This is a genomic window from Orlajensenia flava (assembly GCF_004801905.1).
GTDB lineage: Bacteria > Actinomycetota > Actinomycetes > Actinomycetales > Microbacteriaceae > Orlajensenia > Orlajensenia flava.
Genome location: NZ_SSSN01000003.1, coordinates 883,226 through 901,992 on the forward strand (window position 1 = coordinate 883,226; position 18,767 = coordinate 901,992).

Below are 18,767 nucleotides of genomic sequence, written 5' to 3' on the forward strand. Positions count from 1 at the left end.
TCCTCCCTGGCTCCTCCCCCGGTGACCCGGCCGGAGGCGAGCGCACCGATGTCCGATTACCGCGAGAGGATGTCGGCCGCCCCGGCTAGATTCGAACCATGACCACCACGACCGGCATCCTCTACCTGGAGCGCATCGACAGTCCCATCGGGCGCATCGAGATCACCAGCGACGGCACATCCGTCACCTCCGTGTCCATGGAGCACGACGGGACGCTCCCCCACGACGGAGTCGACACGATGACCACCCCGGTGCTCGCCGAGGCCGTGCGCCAGTTGCGCGAGTACTTCGCCGGTGAGCGCACCGAATTCGACGTCCCGGTCGATCCGCAGGGCACCGCCTTCCAGAAGGCGGTCTGGGCGCAGATCGCCGCCATCGAGTGGGGAGACGTCCGATCGTACGGTGAGATCGGGCACGCCATCGACCGGCCGCACGCGGGCCGCGCCATCGGGCAGGCGGTCGGGGCCAACCCGGTTCCGCTGTTGATCGGGTGCCACCGGGTGCTCTCCTCCACCGGCCACATCACGGGCTACAGCGGCGGCAACGGCATCCCCACCAAGGTCTGGCTTCTCGACCACGAGGAGATCGCCCACCGCGGCGCGGCTCCCGCCCTGTTCGACCTCCAACCCGTCGACGCATGAGTTCGAGCGGATCGCCGGTTCCGTCGGTGCCTCCGACCCTCGTCATGGGCGACGATGGGAAGGCGCGTTGTGCGTGGGGCGCCGACGACGCGGAGTACCGGCGTTACCACGACGAGGAGTGGGGAGCCCCGCTGCACGACGACCGGCGGCTGTTCGAGAAGCTGTGCCTGGAGGGCTTCCAGGCTGGGTTGTCCTGGATCACCATCCTCCGCAAGCGACCGGCGTTCCGGTCCGCGTTTCACGACTTCGACCCGCAGCAGGTTGCGGACATGACCGAGAGCGATGTGGAGCGTCTTCTGCAGGACGCGGCCATCATCCGTCACCGCGGCAAGATCGAGGCGACCATCGGCAATGCGAAAGCCGTGCTGGCGCTCGACGAGAGCATCTCCGACCTGATGTGGGGCTTCGCTCCCCCACCGACCGGTCGACGCCGTCCTGTGGCGTGGTCCGACGTGCCGGCGGTGACGCCCGAGTCCACGGCGATGAGCAAGGAGCTTCGCTCCAGAGGGTTCCGCTTCGTCGGCCCGACGACGATGTACGCCCTCATGCAATCGACCGGTATGGTCGACGATCACCTCGCCGGCTGCTGGCGAGCGGGCTGACCGCGACCGCGTCATCGCGACCAGACCCCTGAGCGATCGGACCCCTGAGCGATCAGATCCTCGGACGATCAGACCCCTGAGCGATCAGATCCTCGGGCGATCCGACCCCTGTGCGATCGGGCCCCTGAGCGATCAGCCTCCGCCAACGATCGAGGCGCGATGGCGCTCAGACCAGCAGAGCGAGTTCCCGCGGCCGGCCGGGCACCGGCTCGAGACGCCATCCGTCGCTGGCTGCTCGTTCGGTGAGCTCGGATACCGTGTCGACGTCGACTCTCGAGGTGATGATCCAGCGCGTGAACTCCCCCTTGGCCTTCTTGTTGAAGTGGTTCAGCGCGCGTCGTCGACCCTCGGTGTCCACCGTGAGCACGCGCAGGTATACCGAGTCGGCACGATCGGGAGCAGCTCCCAGCGCCACGTATCCCTCCGACCTCAGATCGAGCAGGAGCCCGGGCAGTGCGGCGAACTCCCGGGAGACTGCCGCGTTCCAGTGCGTGCGGAGGCTGAGCTCTGGCAGCCGCGAGTCGTGCGAGAGGCGATACGCCGGAATGAGGTCGAGCGCCGCGACCGGACCGAGCAGTGCGGACTGGATGAGCACATGATCGTGGGCGAATGCGCGCTCGTCATCCGTCAACGTCTCGGCGCGCAGACCCTCGTAGAGCACGCCCGTGTAGCGGTCGATCGCGGCCATCGTCGCCGAGCGCGCGACAGCACGGTTGCGAGCGACCTCGGCGTGCTGGGTGCGGCCGAGCTTGAGGGCTGCGACGGCGGAGTCCACGTCGGCCGCAAGGGTGCGTACCGCTCGAACGACCACGCGCCGCCGTGATGCGAGCCGGGGCATGACGAGCGTTCGCACGTCGAGGGGTGCGCCGTCTCCGCCGTCGTTCTTCGTCTCGGAGGGCGGGAGGACGACGATCAACCGGCGACGAAGGCCACAGCGGCCTCGACGTTCGCACCGAGCGGCTGCGCGCTGTCGATGGTCACACGAGGCATCGATGCCGTCGTGCCCGTCCAGGTCTCGTAGCCCTCGAGGCTCTGCTCGACGGCTCGCCAGGTGAGCTCCTCGAGGTGGGGAAGACCGCGCACGCGCTTGTCGAGCCGCTCGCGATGCAGGGCCTCGTCCGAGCACACCACCTCGACCACACGCAGGATGGCGCCCGAACGCTCGGCCAGGTTGCGCCACTGCATGCGCGCCGGCTCCACGGCGTTGACCGCGTCGACGACGACGGAGTGACCGCCCTGAAGCACACTCTCGGCGATCGTCTCAGCCACGAGGTAGGCCGCAAGGCCGGTCGGCTGGTCGGCATCGATGCCGGCCGACAGGATGGCCGACTCGATCGGGTCGACGGAGACGACCGTCGCACCGACCCGACTGGCCAGGATCTCGGCGATCGTCGACTTGCCGGAACCCGGAAGACCGGCCATGACCACGATCCACATCTTGCGAAGATCCCCGAACTGCCGGACGGCCGGCGCCTCCCCCGAAGCCATGATCGCCTACTCGAGCTCTGCCCGGCTGGCGACGATCTGGACCTCGTTCTCGTCGACCGAGATGAACCCGTCCGTGGCGTCGGCGATGATCTTCTCACCGCTGTCGAGCGTGACCCGCACCTGCCCCGTGGACAGGACGGCGAGCAGCGGCTCGTGCCCCGGGAGGATGCCGATTTCGCCTTCGACGGTCTTGGCGACGACCATGCGCGCCTCGCCCGACCAGATCTCCTGGTCGGCCGAGACGACACTCACGGTGAGGACCGCCATGATCAGCCGTTCTCCTTCTGGATCTGGGCCCACTTCTCCTCGACGTCGCTGATCGAGCCGACGTTGAAGAACGCCTGCTCGGCGACGTCGTCGAACTCGCCCTTGGCGATCGCGTCGAACGACTCGATGGTGTCCTTCAGCGGAACGGTCGAACCCTCGACACCGGTGAACTTCTTCGCCATGTAGGTGTTCTGCGAGAGGAACTGCTGGATGCGGCGAGCCCGCGACACGGTGATGCGGTCCTCCTCGGAGAGCTCGTCGACACCAAGGATGGCGATGATCTCCTGCAGCTCCTTGTTCTTCTGGAGGATCTGCTTGACCGTCGTGGCGACGCGGTAGTGGTCCTCGCCCAGGTAGCGGGGGTCGAGGATGCGCGACGTGCTCGTCAGCGGGTCGACGGCGGGGTAGAGGCCCTTGGAAGCGATCTCGCGCGAGAGTTCGGTGGTGGCGTCGAGGTGCGCGAACGTGGTGGCCGGCGCCGGGTCCGTGTAGTCGTCGGCGGGCACGTAGATCGCCTGCAGCGAGGTGATCGAGTGTCCACGCGTCGAGGTGATGCGCTCCTGGAGCACGCCCATCTCGTCGGCGAGGTTCGGCTGGTAGCCCACCGCGGACGGCATGCGACCGAGCAGCGTCGACACCTCGGACCCGGCCTGAGTGAAGCGGAAGATGTTGTCGATGAACAGCAGCACGTCCTGCTTCTGCACGTCGCGGAAGTACTCAGCCATGGTCAGCGCGGAGAGCGCGACGCGGAGGCGGGTTCCCGGCGGCTCGTCCATCTGGCCGAAGACGAGGGCGGTCTTGTCGAACACGCCCGCCTCCTCCATCTCGGCGATGAGGTCGTTGCCCTCACGGGTGCGCTCGCCGACCCCGGCGAACACGGAGACACCACCGTGGTCCTGGGCCACGCGCTGGATCATCTCCTGGATGAGCACGGTCTTGCCCACACCGGCGCCACCGAACAGGCCGATCTTGCCACCCTGCACGTACGGGGTGAGCAGGTCGATGACCTTGATGCCGGTCTCGAACAGCTGCGTCTTGCTCTCGAGCTGGTCGAAGCGCGGGGGCTTGCGGTGGATGGGCCAGCGCTCGGTGATCTCGATGGTCTCACCCGGCTCGGCGTTGAGAACCTCACCGATGACGTTGAAGACCTTGCCCTTGGTGACGTCGCCGACGGGAACCGAGATGGCGGCACCGGTGTCACGGACCTCTTGGCCGCGGACGATGCCGTCCGTCGGCTTGAGAGCAATGGCGCGCACGAGGTCGTCGCCGAGGTGCTGTGCCACCTCGAGGGTGATCTCGGTGCTGTCCTCGCCGATGACGATCGTCGTCTTCAGCGCGTTGTAGATGTCGGGGATCGAGTCGTGCGGGAACTCGATGTCGACGACGGGGCCGGTGACGCGGGCGACGCGTCCGACCCCGGGGGTCTTCTCCTCGGCCTGGACCGGCGCGGTGTCGGCGATAGTCATGTGTCTCTTCCTTCTGGGCGAATTCTTTACTTGGCGGACGCGAGTGCGTCGGCTCCGCCGACGATCTCGGCGATCTGCTGGGTGATCTCGGACTGCCGGGCCTCGTTCGCCAGGCGGGTGTAGTTGGTGATGAGCTTGTCGGCGTTGTCCGATGCGCTCTTCATGGCCTTCTGCGTCGCGGCGTGCTTGGCCGCGGAGGACTGCAGCATCGCGTTGAAGATGCGGCTCTCGATGTACGCGGGCAGCAGCGAGTCGAGCACGGTCTCGGCGTCGGGCTCGAACTCGTACAGCGGCAGCACCTCGCGCTTGGCGTCGGTCTCCTCCGCGTCCACGACGACGAGCGGCAGCAGCCGCACGACGGACGGATCCTGCGTCATCATGCTCACGAAGCGGTTGAAGACCATGTGGATCTCACCGACCCCGCCATCCTCCGGGTCGCGCAGGAACGCGCTGAGCACGGCATCCGCGATCTCTCGTGCGGTCTCGACGTCGGGGTTGTCCGTTCCACCGATCCACTGCCGCTCAGAGGAACGGCGACGGAAGGTGAAGTAGCCCACCGACTTGCGGCCGACGAGGAAGTACACGACCTCCTTGCCCTCCGACCGGAGCAACGACGTCAGCTTCTCCGCCTCACGCAGGATCTGCGAGTTGAACGCGCCGGCCAGGCCGCGGTCCGAGGTGAAGATGACCACGGCGGCGCGGGTGACGTTCGTGCGCTCCGTCGTGAGCACGTGCGTGACGTTCGAGTGCGTCGCCACGGCCGACACGGCACGCGTGATGGCGCGTGAATAGGGCGTGGACGCCTGAACGCGACCCAGCGCCTTCTGGATGCGTGATGCGCTGATCAGCTCCATGGCACGGGTGATCTTCTTGGTCGTCTGGGCAGATCTGATCTTCTGCCGATAGACCCGAAGTTGGGCTCCCATGTCTCTCCTGTCGTTCTCGAGGTCGTCGTGCGGCCGCTAGCTCAGCGACGGCCCTTGACGATCTTCTCCTGATCGACTTCTTCCTTGGCGATCGGCTCCACCGGGGCGTCGGCGACGGATGCCAGCGACGCACCCTCCGAGGTCTGGAACTCCTTCTTGAACGAGTCCACCCCGGCGTCCAGCGCCTTGGTGGTGTCGTCGTCGAGCACATTGGTCTCGCGGAGGGTGGTGAGCACCTCGGTGTTGCGTCCGAGGTAGTCGATCATCTCGCGCTCGAACCGCAGGATGTCGGCAACCGGGACCTCGTCGAGCTTGCCGTTGGTTCCGGCCCAGATGGACACGACCTGCTCCTCGACCGGGTACGGCGAGTACTGCGGCTGCTTGAGCAGCTCGGTGAGTCGGGCGCCGCGGGCGAGCTGGCGACGGCTGGCCGCATCCAGGTCGGAGGCGAACATCGCGAACGCCTCGAGCGAGCGGTACTGGGCGAGCTCGAGCTTGAGCGTTCCCGAGACCTTCTTGATCGACTTGACCTGCGCGTCGCCACCGACACGCGAGACCGAGATGCCGACGTCGACCGCGGGACGCTGGTTCGAGTTGAACAGGTCGGACTGCAGGAAGATCTGGCCGTCGGTGATCGAGATCACGTTGGTGGGGATGTAGGCCGAGACGTCGTTGGCCTTGGTCTCGATGATCGGCAGGCCGGTCATCGAGCCGGCGCCGAGCTCGTCGGAGAGCTTGGCGCAACGCTCGAGCAGGCGGGAGTGCAGGTAGAACACGTCGCCGGGGTACGCCTCGCGTCCCGGCGGGCGGCGGAGGAGGAGGGAGACGGCGCGGTAGGCCTCCGCCTGCTTCGACAGGTCGTCGAAGATGATGAGGACGTGCTTGCCGCCGTACATCCAGTGCTGGCCGATGGCCGAGCCGGTGTAGGGGGCGAGGTACTTGAATCCGGCCGGGTCGGATGCCGGAGCCGCCACGATGGTGGTGTACTCCATGGCGCCGGCCTCCTCGAGCGCGCCCTTGACGGAGGCGATCGTGGAGCCCTTCTGGCCGATGGCGACGTAGATGCAGCGCACCTGCTTGTTCTCGTCGCCCGACTCCCAGTTGGCCTTCTGGTTGATGATGGTGTCGATCGCGATGGCCGTCTTGCCGGTCTGGCGGTCGCCGATGATGAGCTGACGCTGGCCACGGCCGACGGGGATCATCGCGTCGATCGCCTTGATGCCGGTCTGCAGCGGCTCGTGCACGCTCTTGCGCTGCATGACGCCGGGTGCCTGAAGCTCGAGGGCACGGCGCTTTTCCGCCTCGATGTCGCCGAGTCCGTCGATCGGGTTTCCGAGCGGGTCGACCACGCGGCCGAGGAAGCCGTCGCCGACCGGAGCCGAGAGGACCTCGCCGGTGCGAGTGACCTCCTGGCCCTCCTCGACGCCCGAGAACTCGCCGAGCACGACGACACCGATCTCGTCCTCGTCGAGGTTGAGCGCGAGACCGAGGGTTCCGTCCGCGAAGCGGATGAGCTCGTTGGCCATCACGCTCGGCAGGCCCTCGACGTGCGCGATGCCGTCGCCGGCATCGGTCACGTGGCCCACCTCGGTGGTGCCGGCCGCGCCGGGCTCGTACGAGTCGACGAAGTCCTTGAGAGCGTTGCGGATCTCATCGGGGCTGATGGTGAGTTCTGCCATGATCTTCCCTTTTTCTGTACCGGGTACAGGTTGTGCTGTCTGGGGGCCGGTCTAACCGGCGAGCTGGAGGCGGAGGTCGCCGAGTCGCTTGGCGACGCTGCCGTCGGTGACGTCGTCGCCGACCTGCACGCGCAGTCCGCCGATGACGGACGCGTCGACGACCTGGTTGATGCGGATGTCCCGGCCGTACCGCGCCGCCAGGCCCGTCGCGAGGCGGTCGACTTGGTCGTCGGTGAGGGGCGCGGCCGAGGTCACGGTCGCCACCGAGTATCCCGACTCGTCGGCGACGACGGATGCGGCGTGCCGCACGAGTTCACCCATGCGGCGGCCGCGCGGCAGCTGCACGAGGTGCGAGAGGATCACGATGGTGGCGGCGGATGCCTTGCCGCCGAGGAGTGTGTCCACGAGCGCGACCTTGGCCGCGTCGTCTCCAAGCCGGGAGCTGAGCCCCAGTTCGAGTTCGGAGTTGCTGGATACCACGTGGCCGAACGAGAACAGCTCGTCGTCGATGGACGCGTCGCCATCGCTCGAGCGCGCGGCGGCGCGCAGCCCGAGGTCTTCGATGCCCTCGAGCACGTCGTCGGCACGTGACCACCGCTGCGATGCGACCACGTCGAGCAACTCGAGTGCCGCCGGACTCACGGTCGCGCCGAACAGGGCCTTCACCAGCGCGGTCTTGGCCGGAGCCTCGGCGCCGACGTCGGCGATGGCCGCGGTCAGCTGCCGAGAACTGCCGATGACGCGCGCCGCGGCGAACAGGTCGGCGGCCGTCGTGAGGTCGACGCCGTCCTGCGCGGTCAGTGCTGCCCTCGCCTGAGCGAGTGCCTCTCTGGTCGCTGAACCCATGGTTGCTACTTCTTTCCGGCTGTCGCCGACTCGTCGGCCTCGAGGTCGGCGAGGAAGCGGTCGACGATGGCACTGGCGCGCTTGTCGTCGGTCAGGCTCTCGCCGATCACACCGGAGGCGAGGTCGATCGCGAGCGTGCCCACCTCGCTGCGGAGCGAGACGACAGCGGCCTGGCGCTCGGCCTCGATCTGCGCCTGGGCGGCGGCCGTGATGCGGCCCGCCTCCGACGACGCGGTCTCGCGCGCCTCGGAGACGATCTTCTTGCCGTCCTCACGAGCACCCTCGCGAATCTTGCCGGCCTCGGCACGAGCATCCGCGAGCTGCGCGGTGTACTGCTCGAGCGCGGCCTCGGCCTGACGCTGCGCCTCATCCGCCTTGGCGATGTTGCCCTCGATGGCCTCGCCGCGCTCGTCGAGCAGCTTCTTCATGCGCGGCAGAGCCACGCGCCAGAAGAAGACGAAGAGAACGATGAAGCAGACCGACGACCAGATGATGTCGTACCACTCGGGGATGAGTGGGTTGCGGGTCTCCTCCGCCGCGGCGGCGATGCTCAGCACTCCGTGAAGCACGGTGCCTCCTTGAATCGAGGTGACGGCGGCTTAGTAGCCGAAGATGAAGGCGGTCGCGATGCCGATGAACGCGAGCGCCTCGGTGAAGGCGATACCGATGTACATGAGGACCTGGAGGCGGCCGGCCAGCTCGGGCTGACGAGCGACGCCCTCGATCGTCTTGCCGACGACGATGCCCACGCCGATGGCCGGGCCGATGGCGGCGAGGCCGTAGCCGACCGTCGCGATCGATCCGCTGATGTCCGCGAGAACGGTGGTTGCGTCCACGTTGTTACCTTTCCTTGGGGTGTGTTCCGGGCGATGCGCCCGAGTCTTTGGGGTGTGTCCTAGTGCTCTTCAGCGACCGCGAGCTGCACGTAGACAGCGGTGAGCAGTGTGAAGACGTAGGCCTGCAGCACCGCGACGAGGATCTCGAAGAGCGTGAAGGCGAGACCGAAGGCGATCGTGCCGACGGAGAAGAGCGAGTACCAGTTGAACATCAACAGGAAGAACGAGGTGGCCGAGAAGAACAGCACCAGCAGCAGGTGGCCGACTACCATGTTCATGAGCAGTCGGAGAGTGAGCGTGATCGGCCGCAGGATGAACGTCGAGACGAACTCGATGGGCGTCACGATGATGTACAGGAACAGCGGGACGCCGGGCGGGAACAGCGCGTTCTTGAAGAAGTTGGCCGGGCTCTTCTTGATGCCGGCGTAGATGAACACGACGTACGCGATGATCGCCAGCACGAGCGGCACGCCGATGACGCTGGTGCCCGCGATGTTGAGGAACGGGATGATGCCCGTCAGGTTCATGAACAGCACCATGAAGAAGATGGTGGTGAGCAGCGGAAGGAAGCGCTTGCCGTCCTTGCGACCGAGCAGGTCCTCGGCGACGCTGACGCGGACGAAGTCCAGGCCCATCTCCACGATGCTCTGGAACCGGCCGGGCACCATCCGCATGTTGCGGGTGCCGAGCCAGAAGATGAGCACCACGGCGATCACCGCGATGAAGCGGATGATCATGATGCGATTGATCTCGAACGGCGTCCCCTCGAAGAGGAGGGCAGGCGGGAAGAACTCCAGAATGGACGGAGCGTGGAACCCGCCATCGTCGTTTGCGGTCTGAACCAGAAGGTTCACAGCGTTAGCTAGCAGCGCTATCTCCTGTTTCGGGGCGTGGAGCGAACTCTCACGACGACGAGCGAAAGGGATTCGGTCACGGACGCAGACATCTACGTCGCAGACCCGGGGGAATCTCCGTTCACTCTACAAGAGAAACGGGCTTCGACCCAATCTGGGAGCGCACTCCTTGTTATCGGGGTGCGTCGTCGTTATCGGGGTGCGTCGTCCGCCTCCTTCGGCGGTACCGGGAGCTGCACGTCGCTCGCGTAGGGCATCCGGGAGCGCATGACGACGACGACGTCGACAACGAGCGAGCCGATCACCCCCGCCACGACGCTGAGGAACAGCACGACCGGCTGCACCCAGGGCTGTGCCTTGAGCACGAAGACGAGAACCACGAACACGATGAGCTTGAGCAGCCAACCGCCCATCACGATGCCGAAGAAGGCGGGGACGAACAGGTCTCCCCCGGCGAACCTGTTGGCCAGGAGGATGCTCGCCGCCGTGATGCCCATGAACACGACCGCGAGCGCCGTGCCGACGAGCGCGCTGGCCACTCCGGGCCACCCGGCGACGATGCCGCCGACGATCGCACCGACCACCATGATCACCAGGGCGAGCAGGCCGCCCCACACGAGGGCGCGCTTCATCACCGGATTGGACGTGGGGGTGTTGGTGCTCATGGGGTCCTTCGGATGGGGAGGGATTCTGGTTCGAGCTCGTCGCCGTCGTCATCGAGCGCCAGGCGGGTCTCGGATGCCTCGTCGAGCGGGTCGAGCACGGCGATCCTGTCGGCCTCGGGGCTCTCGGCATCCGTGGCCTGACTGACCGCCTCGACGGCCTTGCGGCGGCTGAGCGGGGCGAGGGTGAGCACCGTGCAGACGATGAAGCCGACGGCCAGGAAGACCGTCGCCCACCAGCTGGGCAGGCCGGCGTAGGTGGGCAGCACGAAGTACAGCAGGCAGCCGACGGAGGCCACCGCGGTCCACCCGTACAGGATGAGCACGGCGTGGAGGTGCGAGTGGCCCATGTCGAGCAGGCGGTGGTGCAGGTGCTTGCGGTCGGCGCTGAACGGCGACTTGCCCGCACGCAGCCGCCGTACGACGGCGAGCCCGAAGTCGAGCAGCGGAATGACCAGCACCGCGAACGGCAGGATGATCGGGATGAACGCCGGGAGCAACTGCGAGCGTCCCAGCGCGGTGATGGCAGCTGTGTTGGTCTGTCCCGTGACCGCGATCGCCGACGTGGCCATGAGCAGGCCGATGAGCAGCGCTCCCGCGTCACCCATGAAGAGTCGCGCCGGATGCCAGTTGAGCGGCAGGAACCCGGCGCAGGCTCCCACGACGATCGCGGCGAGGACGGACGCGAGATTGAAGTAGTTCGACGGCGAGGTCTGCTGCACGAGCAGGTAGGTGTACAGGAAGAACACGCCGTTCGCGATGAGCGCGACCCCGGCGACGAGCCCGTCGAGCCCGTCGATGAAGTTGATGGCGTTCATCACGAGCACGATCGCGAAGATCGTGATGATGAGGCTCATCAGGGAAGTGCCCACGATCTGCTGGCCGAGAGGCAACGCGTAGATCTGGACGCCCTTCCAGGCGATCAACCCGGCGGCGATGAACTGCCCGGCGAGCTTGGTCATCCAGTCGAGGTCCCAGATGTCGTCGGCGACGCCGATGGCCACGATGAGGGCGGCGGCACCGAGGATCGCGAGAATCTGCTCGGGGTTGGCGAACACGATGCGCAGCGGCGGCAGCTGCGCCGAGAACGCCCAGGCGACCAGCACGGCACCGACGACGCCGAGGAACATCGCGACACCCCCGAGGCGCGGCGTCGGACGGGTGTGCACGTCGCGCTCGCGGATCTTGGGGTAGAGGCGGAAGCGGTGGGCGAGTCGGTAGATCACGAGCGAGAGCCCGAAGGTGATGAGTGCGGTGATGAGCGCGAGGCTGATGAACAGGGTCATGCGGGGTCGGCCACCTCGGCCTCCGCCGGCGCCAGCGTGTCGCCGACGACGTCCGCGATCGCCTCGCGGGTGATCACGCCCTGCCGCACGATCCGCAACCCTCCGGTGCCGGCGGCGAGGTCGGTCGCGTCGACGATGGTCGATCCGGATGCCGCCGTCGCGACCCCCTCTGTGCCGTAATCGCGGCCGGTCGAACCGCCGTCGAGGTAGATCTCCACGGCGTCGCCGAGCATCGCCTGAGCCGAGCGCGCGTCGAGGGCGGACGGCTCGCCCGTGAGATTGGCGGAGGACACGGCGAGTGGCCCGGTCTCCCTGAGCAGTTCGAGCGCCACCGTGTTGGCGGGCATGCGGAGCGCCACCGTGCCCCTGGTTTCGCCGAGGTCCCACACGAGGGAGGGCTGCGCCGGGAGGATGAGCGTCAGCCCGCCCGGCCAGAACGCGGCCACGAGGGCGCGGACGGCATCCGGAACCGTCTCCGCGAGTGCGTCGAGGGTGGGGATGCCGGGGATGAGCACGGGAGGCGGCGACGTGCGACCGCGACCCTTGGCGTCGAGCAGGCGTTGCACGGCTGCCGGGTTGAATGCGTCGGCCGCGATGCCGTACACCGTGTCGGTCGGGAGCACGACGAGCGCTCCGCGGCCGATCGCGGCGCGCGCGAGCCGCATTCCGGTGAGGAGTTCGGTGTCGACGGAGGTGTCGAAGACGCGTTCAGGCATGACAACTGATTGTAGGTCGCGGCGGCTGTGAGCCCCGGTCGCGGCACCCGCTACCGCGATACTGGAGGCATGAGCCGTGACGTCTTCTTCTTCGACTGCGACAAGACGCTCTACGACTACGACTTCCGCAAGCGACTGCCGCGGCTGGCCGAGCTCACCGGCGTGAGTCAGTACCACCTCGCGGATGCGTGGTGGGCCGGCGGCTTCGAGGAGGCCGCAGAGCGCGGCGAGCTGGCCACGACCGAGGAGTACCTGGCCGCCTTCGCCGACGTCACCGGCGCGGCTCTCACGCTCGAGCAATGGCAAGAGGCTCGGGCCGCGGCGATGACGAGGATCGACGGATCGATCGCCGCGCTGCACCTCGCCGCGGAGCTCGGTGCCGTGTCGCTGCTGTCGAACAATCCGGTGATCTTCAAGGACTCACTCGGCGTGCTGGCCCCGGACGTCGCCGACGTCGTCGGACAGAACGACCTGGTCTCCGCCGTGCTCGGTGCGCGCAAGCCCGAGCGGCGCATCTACACCCGGGCGCTCGGACGACTCGGCGTGCTTCCCGAGAACGCGTTCTTCGCCGACGACTCGGCGGCCAACGTCGAGGGGGCTCGGGACTACGGCATCACGGCGTTCCAGCTCGTGCCCACCGCGGACGGGTTCAACACCGACGAACTGGCGGATGCGATCCGCGCCTTCTCCGAGCGCTGAGCAGGGCGCCGAGCAGACCCGATGCCGGCAGCGCCGTCGAGAACGATCCGAGCTCGGATCAGAGCCGCACGATCATCTTGCCGATGTTCGCACCGTTCATGACTCCGGTGAAGGCGTCGAAGGTGGCGTCGATGCCGTCGACGACGGTCTCATCCCACGTGATCAGCCCATCGGCGAGCCATCCGCGCATGTCGGCCGCGAAGGCGGGCAGGTGCGACCAGTAGTTGACGATGGTGAAGCCGGAGAGGGTCAGCCCGCGGGTGATGACGTTCGAGAGGTACTTCACGCCCGGGTCGGAGGTGGCGTTGTAGACCGAGATGGCGCCGCAGAGCGCCGCGCGTCCGCCGTCGTTGAAGGAGCGCAGTGCGGCCTCCAGGTGCTCGCCGCCGACATTGTCGAAGTACACGTCGATGCCGTCGGGCGCGGCCGAGCGCAGCGAGCGGGCGATGCCGCCCTCGGTGTAGTCGAAGCCGGCATCGAAACCGTATCGCTCGGTCAGCAGCCCGACCTTCTCGGCCGTCCCGGCGCTCCCGACCACGCGGGACGCCCCCATGAGGCGCGCCAGCTGACCGACCATGCTGCCGACCGCGCCCGCGGCACCCGAGACGAAGACGACGTCGCCCTCGCGGAGTCCTGCGACGAGCTTGAGTCCGATCCACGCCGTGAACCCGGTGACACCCAGGACGCTCAGCGCGAGCGAGCTCGGCAGCCCGTCGGGCACGCGCGCCGGCCGGAACTCGCGGGCGTCGGCCTGGGAGACATCTCGCCAGCCGAGGTCGTGCACCACGACATCGCCGACGGAAAGCCCCTCGGCTCGCGAGGCGACGACGGTGCCCACTGCTCCCCCGGTCATCACCTCGCCGAGGACGAACGGCGGGATGTAGGAGCGCATGTCGTTCATGCGTCCGCGCATGTAGGGGTCGACCGAGAGGAACTCGTTGCGCACGCGCACCTCGCCGTTGGCGAGCGGCGGAAGCTCGGCTTCGACGCGCACGATGTCCTCTCCCGTCGGTTCGCCCACGGGGCGCCGCACGAGGTGCCATTGGATGCTGGTTGCCGTCTCCGTCGCCGTCTGCTCAGTCACGGGACGATCCTAGGCGACCGCGATCGACGCCTCGTGAGCCGAGACGCCGATCGCGGGTTGGTGCCTCAGTTGCGGCGCGCTCGGCGGGCGAACAGCCAGGAGCCCCAGAGGTAGGCCGCCGCGATGATCACGAGACACCACCCCATCGCCCACAACGGCCGGGTTCCGGCATCCGTTCCCATCAGCAGGCCGCGGATGGTCTCGATGATCGGCGTGATGGGCTGGTTCTCGGCGATCCACTGCAGCCAACTCGGCATGGTGTCCGTCGGCACGAACGCGCTGGAGAGGTAGGGAAGGAACAGCAGCGCGAAGCCGTAGCCGTTCGCGGCCTCGACGCTGCGCGCGGCCAGTCCGATCGCGGCGTAGAGCCAGGTGATGGCCAGGATGAACACGGCGATCACTCCGATGGCGCCGAGCCAGTCGAGCACGTCGGCGTTCGGACGGAAGCCGAGCAGCAGGGCGACGCCGATGACGACGCCGGTCGCCAGCAGGTTGCGGGCGAGGCTGGCGACGACGTGCCCTGTCAGGACGCTCATCGCTCTCAACGGCATCGTGCGGAACCGGTCGATGATGCCGTTGGACATGTCGTCAGCGACGTCGACGGCAGTCGATGCCGCGCCGAACCCCGCGCACAGCAGGATGATGCCCGGCACCACGTAGTCGACGTACCCGCCGCGGCCGCCGTCGATCGCGCCGCCGAACACGAAGGTGAACAGCAGCATCAGCATGGTCGGCAGCATGATCGCCATGATCATCGCGTCGACGTTGCGGACGGTGTGGCGGAGGCTCCGACCGATCATCACTCCCGTGGTCACGAGTCGGGTGGGACGCCGCACGCGGGGCGCGGTGGTCATGGTCATGGTCGCGGTGCTCATGCCGCCACCTCCTGTTCTGCGTCGATGGTGCTCTGGGGTGCGGCGCCCGTGATGGTGAGGAACACGTCGTCGAGGCTCGGCTTGCGCACGACCACGTGGACGGCGACGGATGCCGGGTCGGCCGCCACATCGGCGAGCACCCGGCGGAGGGAGTCGAGGCTGCCGTCCGTCGGAATCTCGCGAAGTAGGACGCCGTCGGCCGACCGGACCTCGACGAGCTCGCCGCCGATGCGCGCTTTCAACTGCGCGGCCGAGCCCTCGGCGACGATGCGGCCGCCGTCGAGCACCGCGATGCGATCGGCCAGCGCATCCGCCTCGTCGAGGTACTGCGTCGTGAGCAGGATGGTCGTGCCGGCGGACGCGAGCTCTCGGATGGTCCGCCACAGGGCCTGGCGACTGCGGGCGTCGAGACCTGTCGTCGGTTCGTCGAGGAACAGTACGGGCGGATCGGCGACCAGCCCCAGGGCGATGTCCAGCCGGCGCCGCATGCCACCCGAGTAGCTCTTGGCGCGTCTCGCCGCCGCGTCCGTCAGGTCGAAGCGGGTGAGCAGCTCAGTCGCTCGGGCGCGCGCCTGCTCCGCAGAGAAACCCGAGAGCCGCGCGAGCATGCGCAGGTTCTCCTCCCCCGTGAGCACCTCGTCGACGGCCGCGTATTGACCCGTCAGGCTGACGGCCTCGCGAACGCCGTCGGGGTCTTCGGCGACATCGTGGCCTGCGACGATGGCCGTGCCGGAGTCGGCAGCCGTGAGGGTGGCGAGGATGTTGATGAGTGTCGTCTTGCCCGCCCCGTTCGGGCCGAGCAGGGCGAAGATCGATCCGGCCTCGACCGCGAGGTCGACGCCGTCGAGAACATGCTGATTCCCGAAGCTCTTGCGCAGGGAACGCACGTCGATGGCTGGATTGGTCATCTCGGGGCCTTTCTGTGTAGTGGGTATAGTGTGTGTACGACCTACGCGAGCGTATATGGCATACACATTTGTTTAAGTCATACACAGTTCCATGACGGGTGTCAATGGATCGAGAAAGGTGGCTCCATGACGGATGTCGAAGACGCGCTACCCCGCGGAGTGGCGCTGACCTGGGGGGTCGCTGAGAACCCCCAGCGCGGGCCACGGCGCGAGCTTTCCATCGAGCGGATCGTCGAGACGGCGGTCGAGATCGCCGATGCCGAAGGGCTCGGCGCGGTCTCGATGAGCCGGGTTGCCACCGCCCTGGGCTTCACCACGATGTCGCTCTACCGCTACGTCACGAGCAAGGACGACCTCCTCGTGCTCATGGGCGACGCGGCTTCAGAGGTGCCGATTCCCCCCGACACCGGGGGCGATGACTGGCGTGGCGGGGTGAGTCGCTGGGCGGTGGCCGCTCGAGCCGCGTACCGGGCGCATCCGTGGATGGTCGACCTGCCGATCAATGGTGCGCCGATGACGCCGAACACCCTGCTGATGGCCGACTGGATGCTGCGCGAGCTCGCACCCCTCCCCCTCGATGACGACGAGAAGATGGCCACCCTGCTGCTGCTGTCGAGCTACGTTCGGGCGACCGCGGCGATCGAACGCGACATCTCCGCCCTCATCTCTGCGGGAACGTCGGCGGACAGTCGCCGTCAGTCCGAGGCGCTGGCCACGCTGGTCACCCCTGAACGTTTTCCGTCGCTCAGCCCGCTCGTCGCCGCAGGTCTGTACGACCGCGACGATGACAACACGTTCGACGACTTCGCATTCGGGCTCGGACGCATCCTCGACGGCATCGACCTCCACACGCGCGACGTCGAGAAGCGGCCGGACGCGCCGGTCGAGCAGTACGAGATCCCCCGCGACAAAGCGGTCCGGGAGGCTGCGAAGGCGCGCCGCGAGGCGGAGGGACGCGTCCGCGAGGCTCTCAAGCGCGAGCGTGAGGCCATCAAGCGCGCGCGGGAGCGAGCCGAACGCGGCTAGCGGATGGCCGTCGTGGCCCGATCGCGCCCGGTCAGGTCGCGATGATGCGCGATAGCGCGCCATCCGTCTTGCGCTAGAACACCCGCAATCGGCTCCGACTGGTGCCCGGCGTGCTCGATCACGAGGAGTCCGCCCGGTCGCAGGAGGCGGAGCGCGGTGCGGGACAGCGCCGGGATGACGTCGAGCCCGGTCTCGCCGCCGTAGAGCGCGAGGGCCGGATCGAATCGGGCGACCTCGGGATCCACCGGGGGCATGGTGGTGGGAACGTAGGGCGGATTCGAGGCGACGACGCTCACGGAGCCGTCGAGCTGGGGCAGGGCGTCGGCGAGATCGCCCTGAACGAGTGCGGTGCGACCGTCGCCGAAAGCGTCGATGTTGCGCCGGGCCCACACGTGCGCCTCAGGAGAGAGTTCGACGGCGTAGACGCGGGCGTGCGGCACCTCGACGGTCATGGACAGGGCGATCGCACCGCTGCCCGTGCCGAGATCGACACCGATGGGTTCGGCCGAGGGATCGGACAGCAGTGCGTCGACGGCGATCCCGGCGATGAGCTCCGTCTCCGGACGCGGGGTGAAGACGCCGGGCCCCACGAACAGCTCGAGCGAGCGGAACGCGGCGCGGCCCGTGATGTGCTGGAGCGGCTCGCGAGTGGCCCGGCGACGCGCGAGGGCCATGATGCGTTCGGCATCCGCCCTCTCGATGGCGGTGCCTGCGATGACGCGCGCCTGCACAGCACCCCGGCTCAGGTCGAGAACGTGACCGATGAGCAACTCCGCATCGACGTCGGGTGTCGGCACGCCCGCCTGCGCGAGGAGCGTCTCGACCTTGGCGCGGAGGGGGCGAACGGGGACCGGCGCGTGGTCGGCGTCACCTGTCGTCATATTCACGTCAAGGAATGTAACCCACCTGTCTGGGAGGCGTGGATCGCCGTAGGCTGAACCCAGCCAGCACTCCCGTCGAAGGGACAGCAATGTCGAAGATCTACGCCAGCATCACCGACGTCGTGGGGCGAACCCCTCTCGTCCGGCTCAACCGCGTGACCGATGGCGCCGACGCCACCGTATTGGCGAAGCTCGAGTTCTACAATCCGTCGGCGAGCGTGAAGGACCGGTTGGGCGTCGCCATCGTCGACGCCGCAGAGGCATCGGGCGAGCTTCAGCCCGGCGGAACGATCGTCGAGGGGACGAGCGGCAACACCGGCATCGCCCTCGCGATGGTCGGCGCGGCCCGCGGCTACCGCGTGATGGTCGCGATGCCCGAGACGATGAGCACCGAACGCCGTGCCCTGCTCCGGGCGTACGGAGCCGAGCTCGTGCTGACCCCGGGGTCGGAAGGCACGCGCGGAGCGGTGCAGGCGGCCGAGCGCATCGTCGCAGAGACCCCCGGCGCGGTGCTGGCCCGTCAGTTCGAGAACGAAGCGAACCCTGAGATCCACCGCCGCACCACCGCTGTCGAGGTGTGGGACGACACCGACGGAGAGGTCGACATCTTCGTATCCGGCATCGGAACGGGCGGGACCATCACCGGCACCGGCCAGGTGCTCAAGGAGCGCAAGCCCGGAGTGCAGGTCGTCGGGGTGGAGCCGGCCGAGTCGCCCATCCTCAATGGCGGCGCGCCAGGACCGCACAAGATCCAGGGCATCGGAGCCAACTTCGTGCCCGACATCCTCGATCGCGACGTGTACGACGAGATCATCGACGTCGACATCGACCAGTCGGTGGCGATGGCCAGGCGACTCGCTGTCAAGGAGGGCATCCTCGCCGGCATCAGCTCGGGCGCGACCGTCACCGCGGCCGTCGAGCTCGCCAAGCGCCCGGAGAACGCTGGCAAGACGATCGTCGTCATCATCGCCAGCTATGGCGAGCGCTATCTCTCCACAGTGCTGTTCGAGGGTCTCCTCGACTGA

At 67.8% G+C, this 18,767-nt stretch carries 22 protein-coding genes; 5 read left to right on the forward strand and 17 right to left on the reverse strand.

The genetic code is table 11. From position 1 onward, the window contains the following. The first annotated feature begins 98 nt into the window (after window positions 1-98). Together E6C70_RS06080 and E6C70_RS06085 are read left to right on the forward strand one after the other, a co-directional pair. The gene (locus E6C70_RS06080; RefSeq protein WP_136423197.1) at window positions 99-641 is read left to right on the forward strand and encodes a methylated-DNA--[protein]-cysteine S-methyltransferase; all 543 of its coding nucleotides are present in this window, start codon (window positions 99-101) and stop codon (window positions 639-641) included. Continuing rightward, window positions 638-1,243, forward strand: a complete 606-nt coding sequence (locus E6C70_RS06085) for a DNA-3-methyladenine glycosylase I (protein WP_136423199.1) — start codon at window positions 638-640, stop codon at window positions 1,241-1,243. Before E6C70_RS06080 ends, E6C70_RS06085 begins: the two co-directional genes overlap by 4 nt. 166 nt (window positions 1,244-1,409) lie before the next feature. Here the strand turns inward: E6C70_RS06085 and E6C70_RS06090 are convergent, their stop codons facing one another. The 13 genes from E6C70_RS06090 to E6C70_RS06150 form a co-directional block, all read right to left on the reverse strand. Continuing rightward, window positions 1,410-2,159, reverse strand: coding sequence for a YaaA family protein (locus E6C70_RS06090; protein WP_136423201.1), 750 nt, complete (start codon window positions 2,157-2,159; stop codon window positions 1,410-1,412). After that, window positions 2,156-2,731, reverse strand: coding sequence for a P-loop nucleotide/nucleoside kinase family protein (locus tag E6C70_RS06095; RefSeq protein WP_235833292.1), 576 nt, complete (start codon window positions 2,729-2,731; stop codon window positions 2,156-2,158). The genes E6C70_RS06090 and E6C70_RS06095 overlap by 4 nt, the downstream gene beginning before the upstream one ends. 6 nt (window positions 2,732-2,737) lie before the next feature. Beyond that, window positions 2,738-2,998 (reverse strand): F0F1 ATP synthase subunit epsilon, encoded by a 261-nt coding sequence (locus E6C70_RS06100; RefSeq protein WP_136423203.1) that lies wholly within the window; start codon window positions 2,996-2,998, stop codon window positions 2,738-2,740. 2 nt (window positions 2,999-3,000) lie between these two features. Then, the gene (gene atpD / locus E6C70_RS06105) at window positions 3,001-4,464 is read right to left on the reverse strand and encodes a F0F1 ATP synthase subunit beta (RefSeq protein WP_136423205.1); all 1,464 of its coding nucleotides are present in this window, start codon (window positions 4,462-4,464) and stop codon (window positions 3,001-3,003) included. Between the two features lie 26 nt (window positions 4,465-4,490). Next, window positions 4,491-5,390, reverse strand: coding sequence for a F0F1 ATP synthase subunit gamma (locus tag E6C70_RS06110; RefSeq protein ID WP_136423207.1), 900 nt, complete (start codon window positions 5,388-5,390; stop codon window positions 4,491-4,493). Between the two features lie 41 nt (window positions 5,391-5,431). Then, on the reverse strand, window positions 5,432-7,069 hold the full coding sequence (gene atpA / locus E6C70_RS06115; protein ID WP_136423209.1) for a F0F1 ATP synthase subunit alpha: 1,638 nt from the start codon (window positions 7,067-7,069) through the stop codon (window positions 5,432-5,434). Window positions 7,070-7,120: 51 nt separating this feature from the next. After that, a complete protein-coding gene (locus E6C70_RS06120; RefSeq protein ID WP_136423211.1) occupies window positions 7,121-7,915 on the reverse strand; it encodes a F0F1 ATP synthase subunit delta in 795 nt (264 codons plus the stop codon). 5 nt (window positions 7,916-7,920) lie between these two features. After that, entirely contained in the window at window positions 7,921-8,484 is a 564-nt protein-coding gene (locus tag E6C70_RS06125; RefSeq protein ID WP_136423213.1) for a F0F1 ATP synthase subunit B, read from the reverse strand. 30 nt (window positions 8,485-8,514) lie between these two features. Beyond that, window positions 8,515-8,751: a F0F1 ATP synthase subunit C gene (gene atpE / locus E6C70_RS06130; RefSeq protein ID WP_136423215.1), complete on the reverse strand. Its 237-nt coding sequence runs from the start codon at window positions 8,749-8,751 to the stop codon at window positions 8,515-8,517. Window positions 8,752-8,810: 59 nt separating this feature from the next. Beyond that, on the reverse strand, window positions 8,811-9,605 hold the full coding sequence (gene atpB / locus E6C70_RS06135) for a F0F1 ATP synthase subunit A (protein ID WP_136423217.1): 795 nt from the start codon (window positions 9,603-9,605) through the stop codon (window positions 8,811-8,813). Between the two features lie 191 nt (window positions 9,606-9,796). After that, window positions 9,797-10,270 carry a Cg1360 family ATP-synthase-associated protein gene (locus tag E6C70_RS06140; RefSeq protein WP_136423220.1) on the reverse strand — a complete coding sequence of 158 codons (474 nt, stop codon included), beginning with the start codon at window positions 10,268-10,270 and terminating at the stop codon, window positions 9,797-9,799. After that, window positions 10,267-11,553, reverse strand: a complete 1,287-nt coding sequence (locus E6C70_RS06145; RefSeq protein WP_136423222.1) for an MraY family glycosyltransferase — start codon at window positions 11,551-11,553, stop codon at window positions 10,267-10,269. Before E6C70_RS06145 ends, E6C70_RS06140 begins: the two co-directional genes overlap by 4 nt. Continuing rightward, window positions 11,550-12,269 carry an L-threonylcarbamoyladenylate synthase gene (locus E6C70_RS06150; RefSeq protein ID WP_136423224.1) on the reverse strand — a complete coding sequence of 240 codons (720 nt, stop codon included), beginning with the start codon at window positions 12,267-12,269 and terminating at the stop codon, window positions 11,550-11,552. The genes E6C70_RS06145 and E6C70_RS06150 overlap by 4 nt, the downstream gene beginning before the upstream one ends. Window positions 12,270-12,338: 69 nt before the next feature. Between E6C70_RS06150 and E6C70_RS06155 the strand changes: the two genes are divergently transcribed. Then, a complete protein-coding gene (locus E6C70_RS06155; protein WP_136423226.1) occupies window positions 12,339-12,968 on the forward strand; it encodes an HAD-IA family hydrolase in 630 nt (209 codons plus the stop codon). Between the two features lie 58 nt (window positions 12,969-13,026). Here E6C70_RS06155 and E6C70_RS06160 read toward each other — a convergent pair whose 3' ends face one another. From E6C70_RS06160 to E6C70_RS06170, 3 genes are all read right to left on the reverse strand, one after another. Then, window positions 13,027-14,052: an NADP-dependent oxidoreductase gene (locus E6C70_RS06160; RefSeq protein WP_136423227.1), complete on the reverse strand. Its 1,026-nt coding sequence runs from the start codon at window positions 14,050-14,052 to the stop codon at window positions 13,027-13,029. Window positions 14,053-14,117: 65 nt separating this feature from the next. Further along, on the reverse strand, window positions 14,118-14,927 hold the full coding sequence (locus tag E6C70_RS06165; protein WP_235833293.1) for an ABC transporter permease: 810 nt from the start codon (window positions 14,925-14,927) through the stop codon (window positions 14,118-14,120). Beyond that, window positions 14,924-15,835 carry an ATP-binding cassette domain-containing protein gene (locus E6C70_RS06170; protein ID WP_136423229.1) on the reverse strand — a complete coding sequence of 304 codons (912 nt, stop codon included), beginning with the start codon at window positions 15,833-15,835 and terminating at the stop codon, window positions 14,924-14,926. Before E6C70_RS06170 ends, E6C70_RS06165 begins: the two co-directional genes overlap by 4 nt. Window positions 15,836-15,961: 126 nt before the next feature. Here E6C70_RS06170 and E6C70_RS06175 point away from each other — a divergent pair, with 126 nt between their 5' ends. Continuing rightward, window positions 15,962-16,861: a TetR/AcrR family transcriptional regulator gene (locus E6C70_RS06175; RefSeq protein ID WP_136423231.1), complete on the forward strand. Its 900-nt coding sequence runs from the start codon at window positions 15,962-15,964 to the stop codon at window positions 16,859-16,861. On the opposite strand, the gene prmC is transcribed toward E6C70_RS06175, so the two are convergent. After that, complete coding sequence (gene prmC / locus E6C70_RS06180) at window positions 16,858-17,742, reverse strand: peptide chain release factor N(5)-glutamine methyltransferase (protein WP_136423795.1); 885 nt, start codon at window positions 17,740-17,742, stop codon at window positions 16,858-16,860. The two genes, E6C70_RS06175 and prmC, sit on opposite strands and share 4 nt — an antisense overlap. Before the next feature lie 89 nt (window positions 17,743-17,831). Here prmC and cysK point away from each other — a divergent pair, with 89 nt between their 5' ends. After that, entirely contained in the window at window positions 17,832-18,767 is a 936-nt protein-coding gene (gene cysK / locus E6C70_RS06185; protein ID WP_136423233.1) for a cysteine synthase A, read from the forward strand.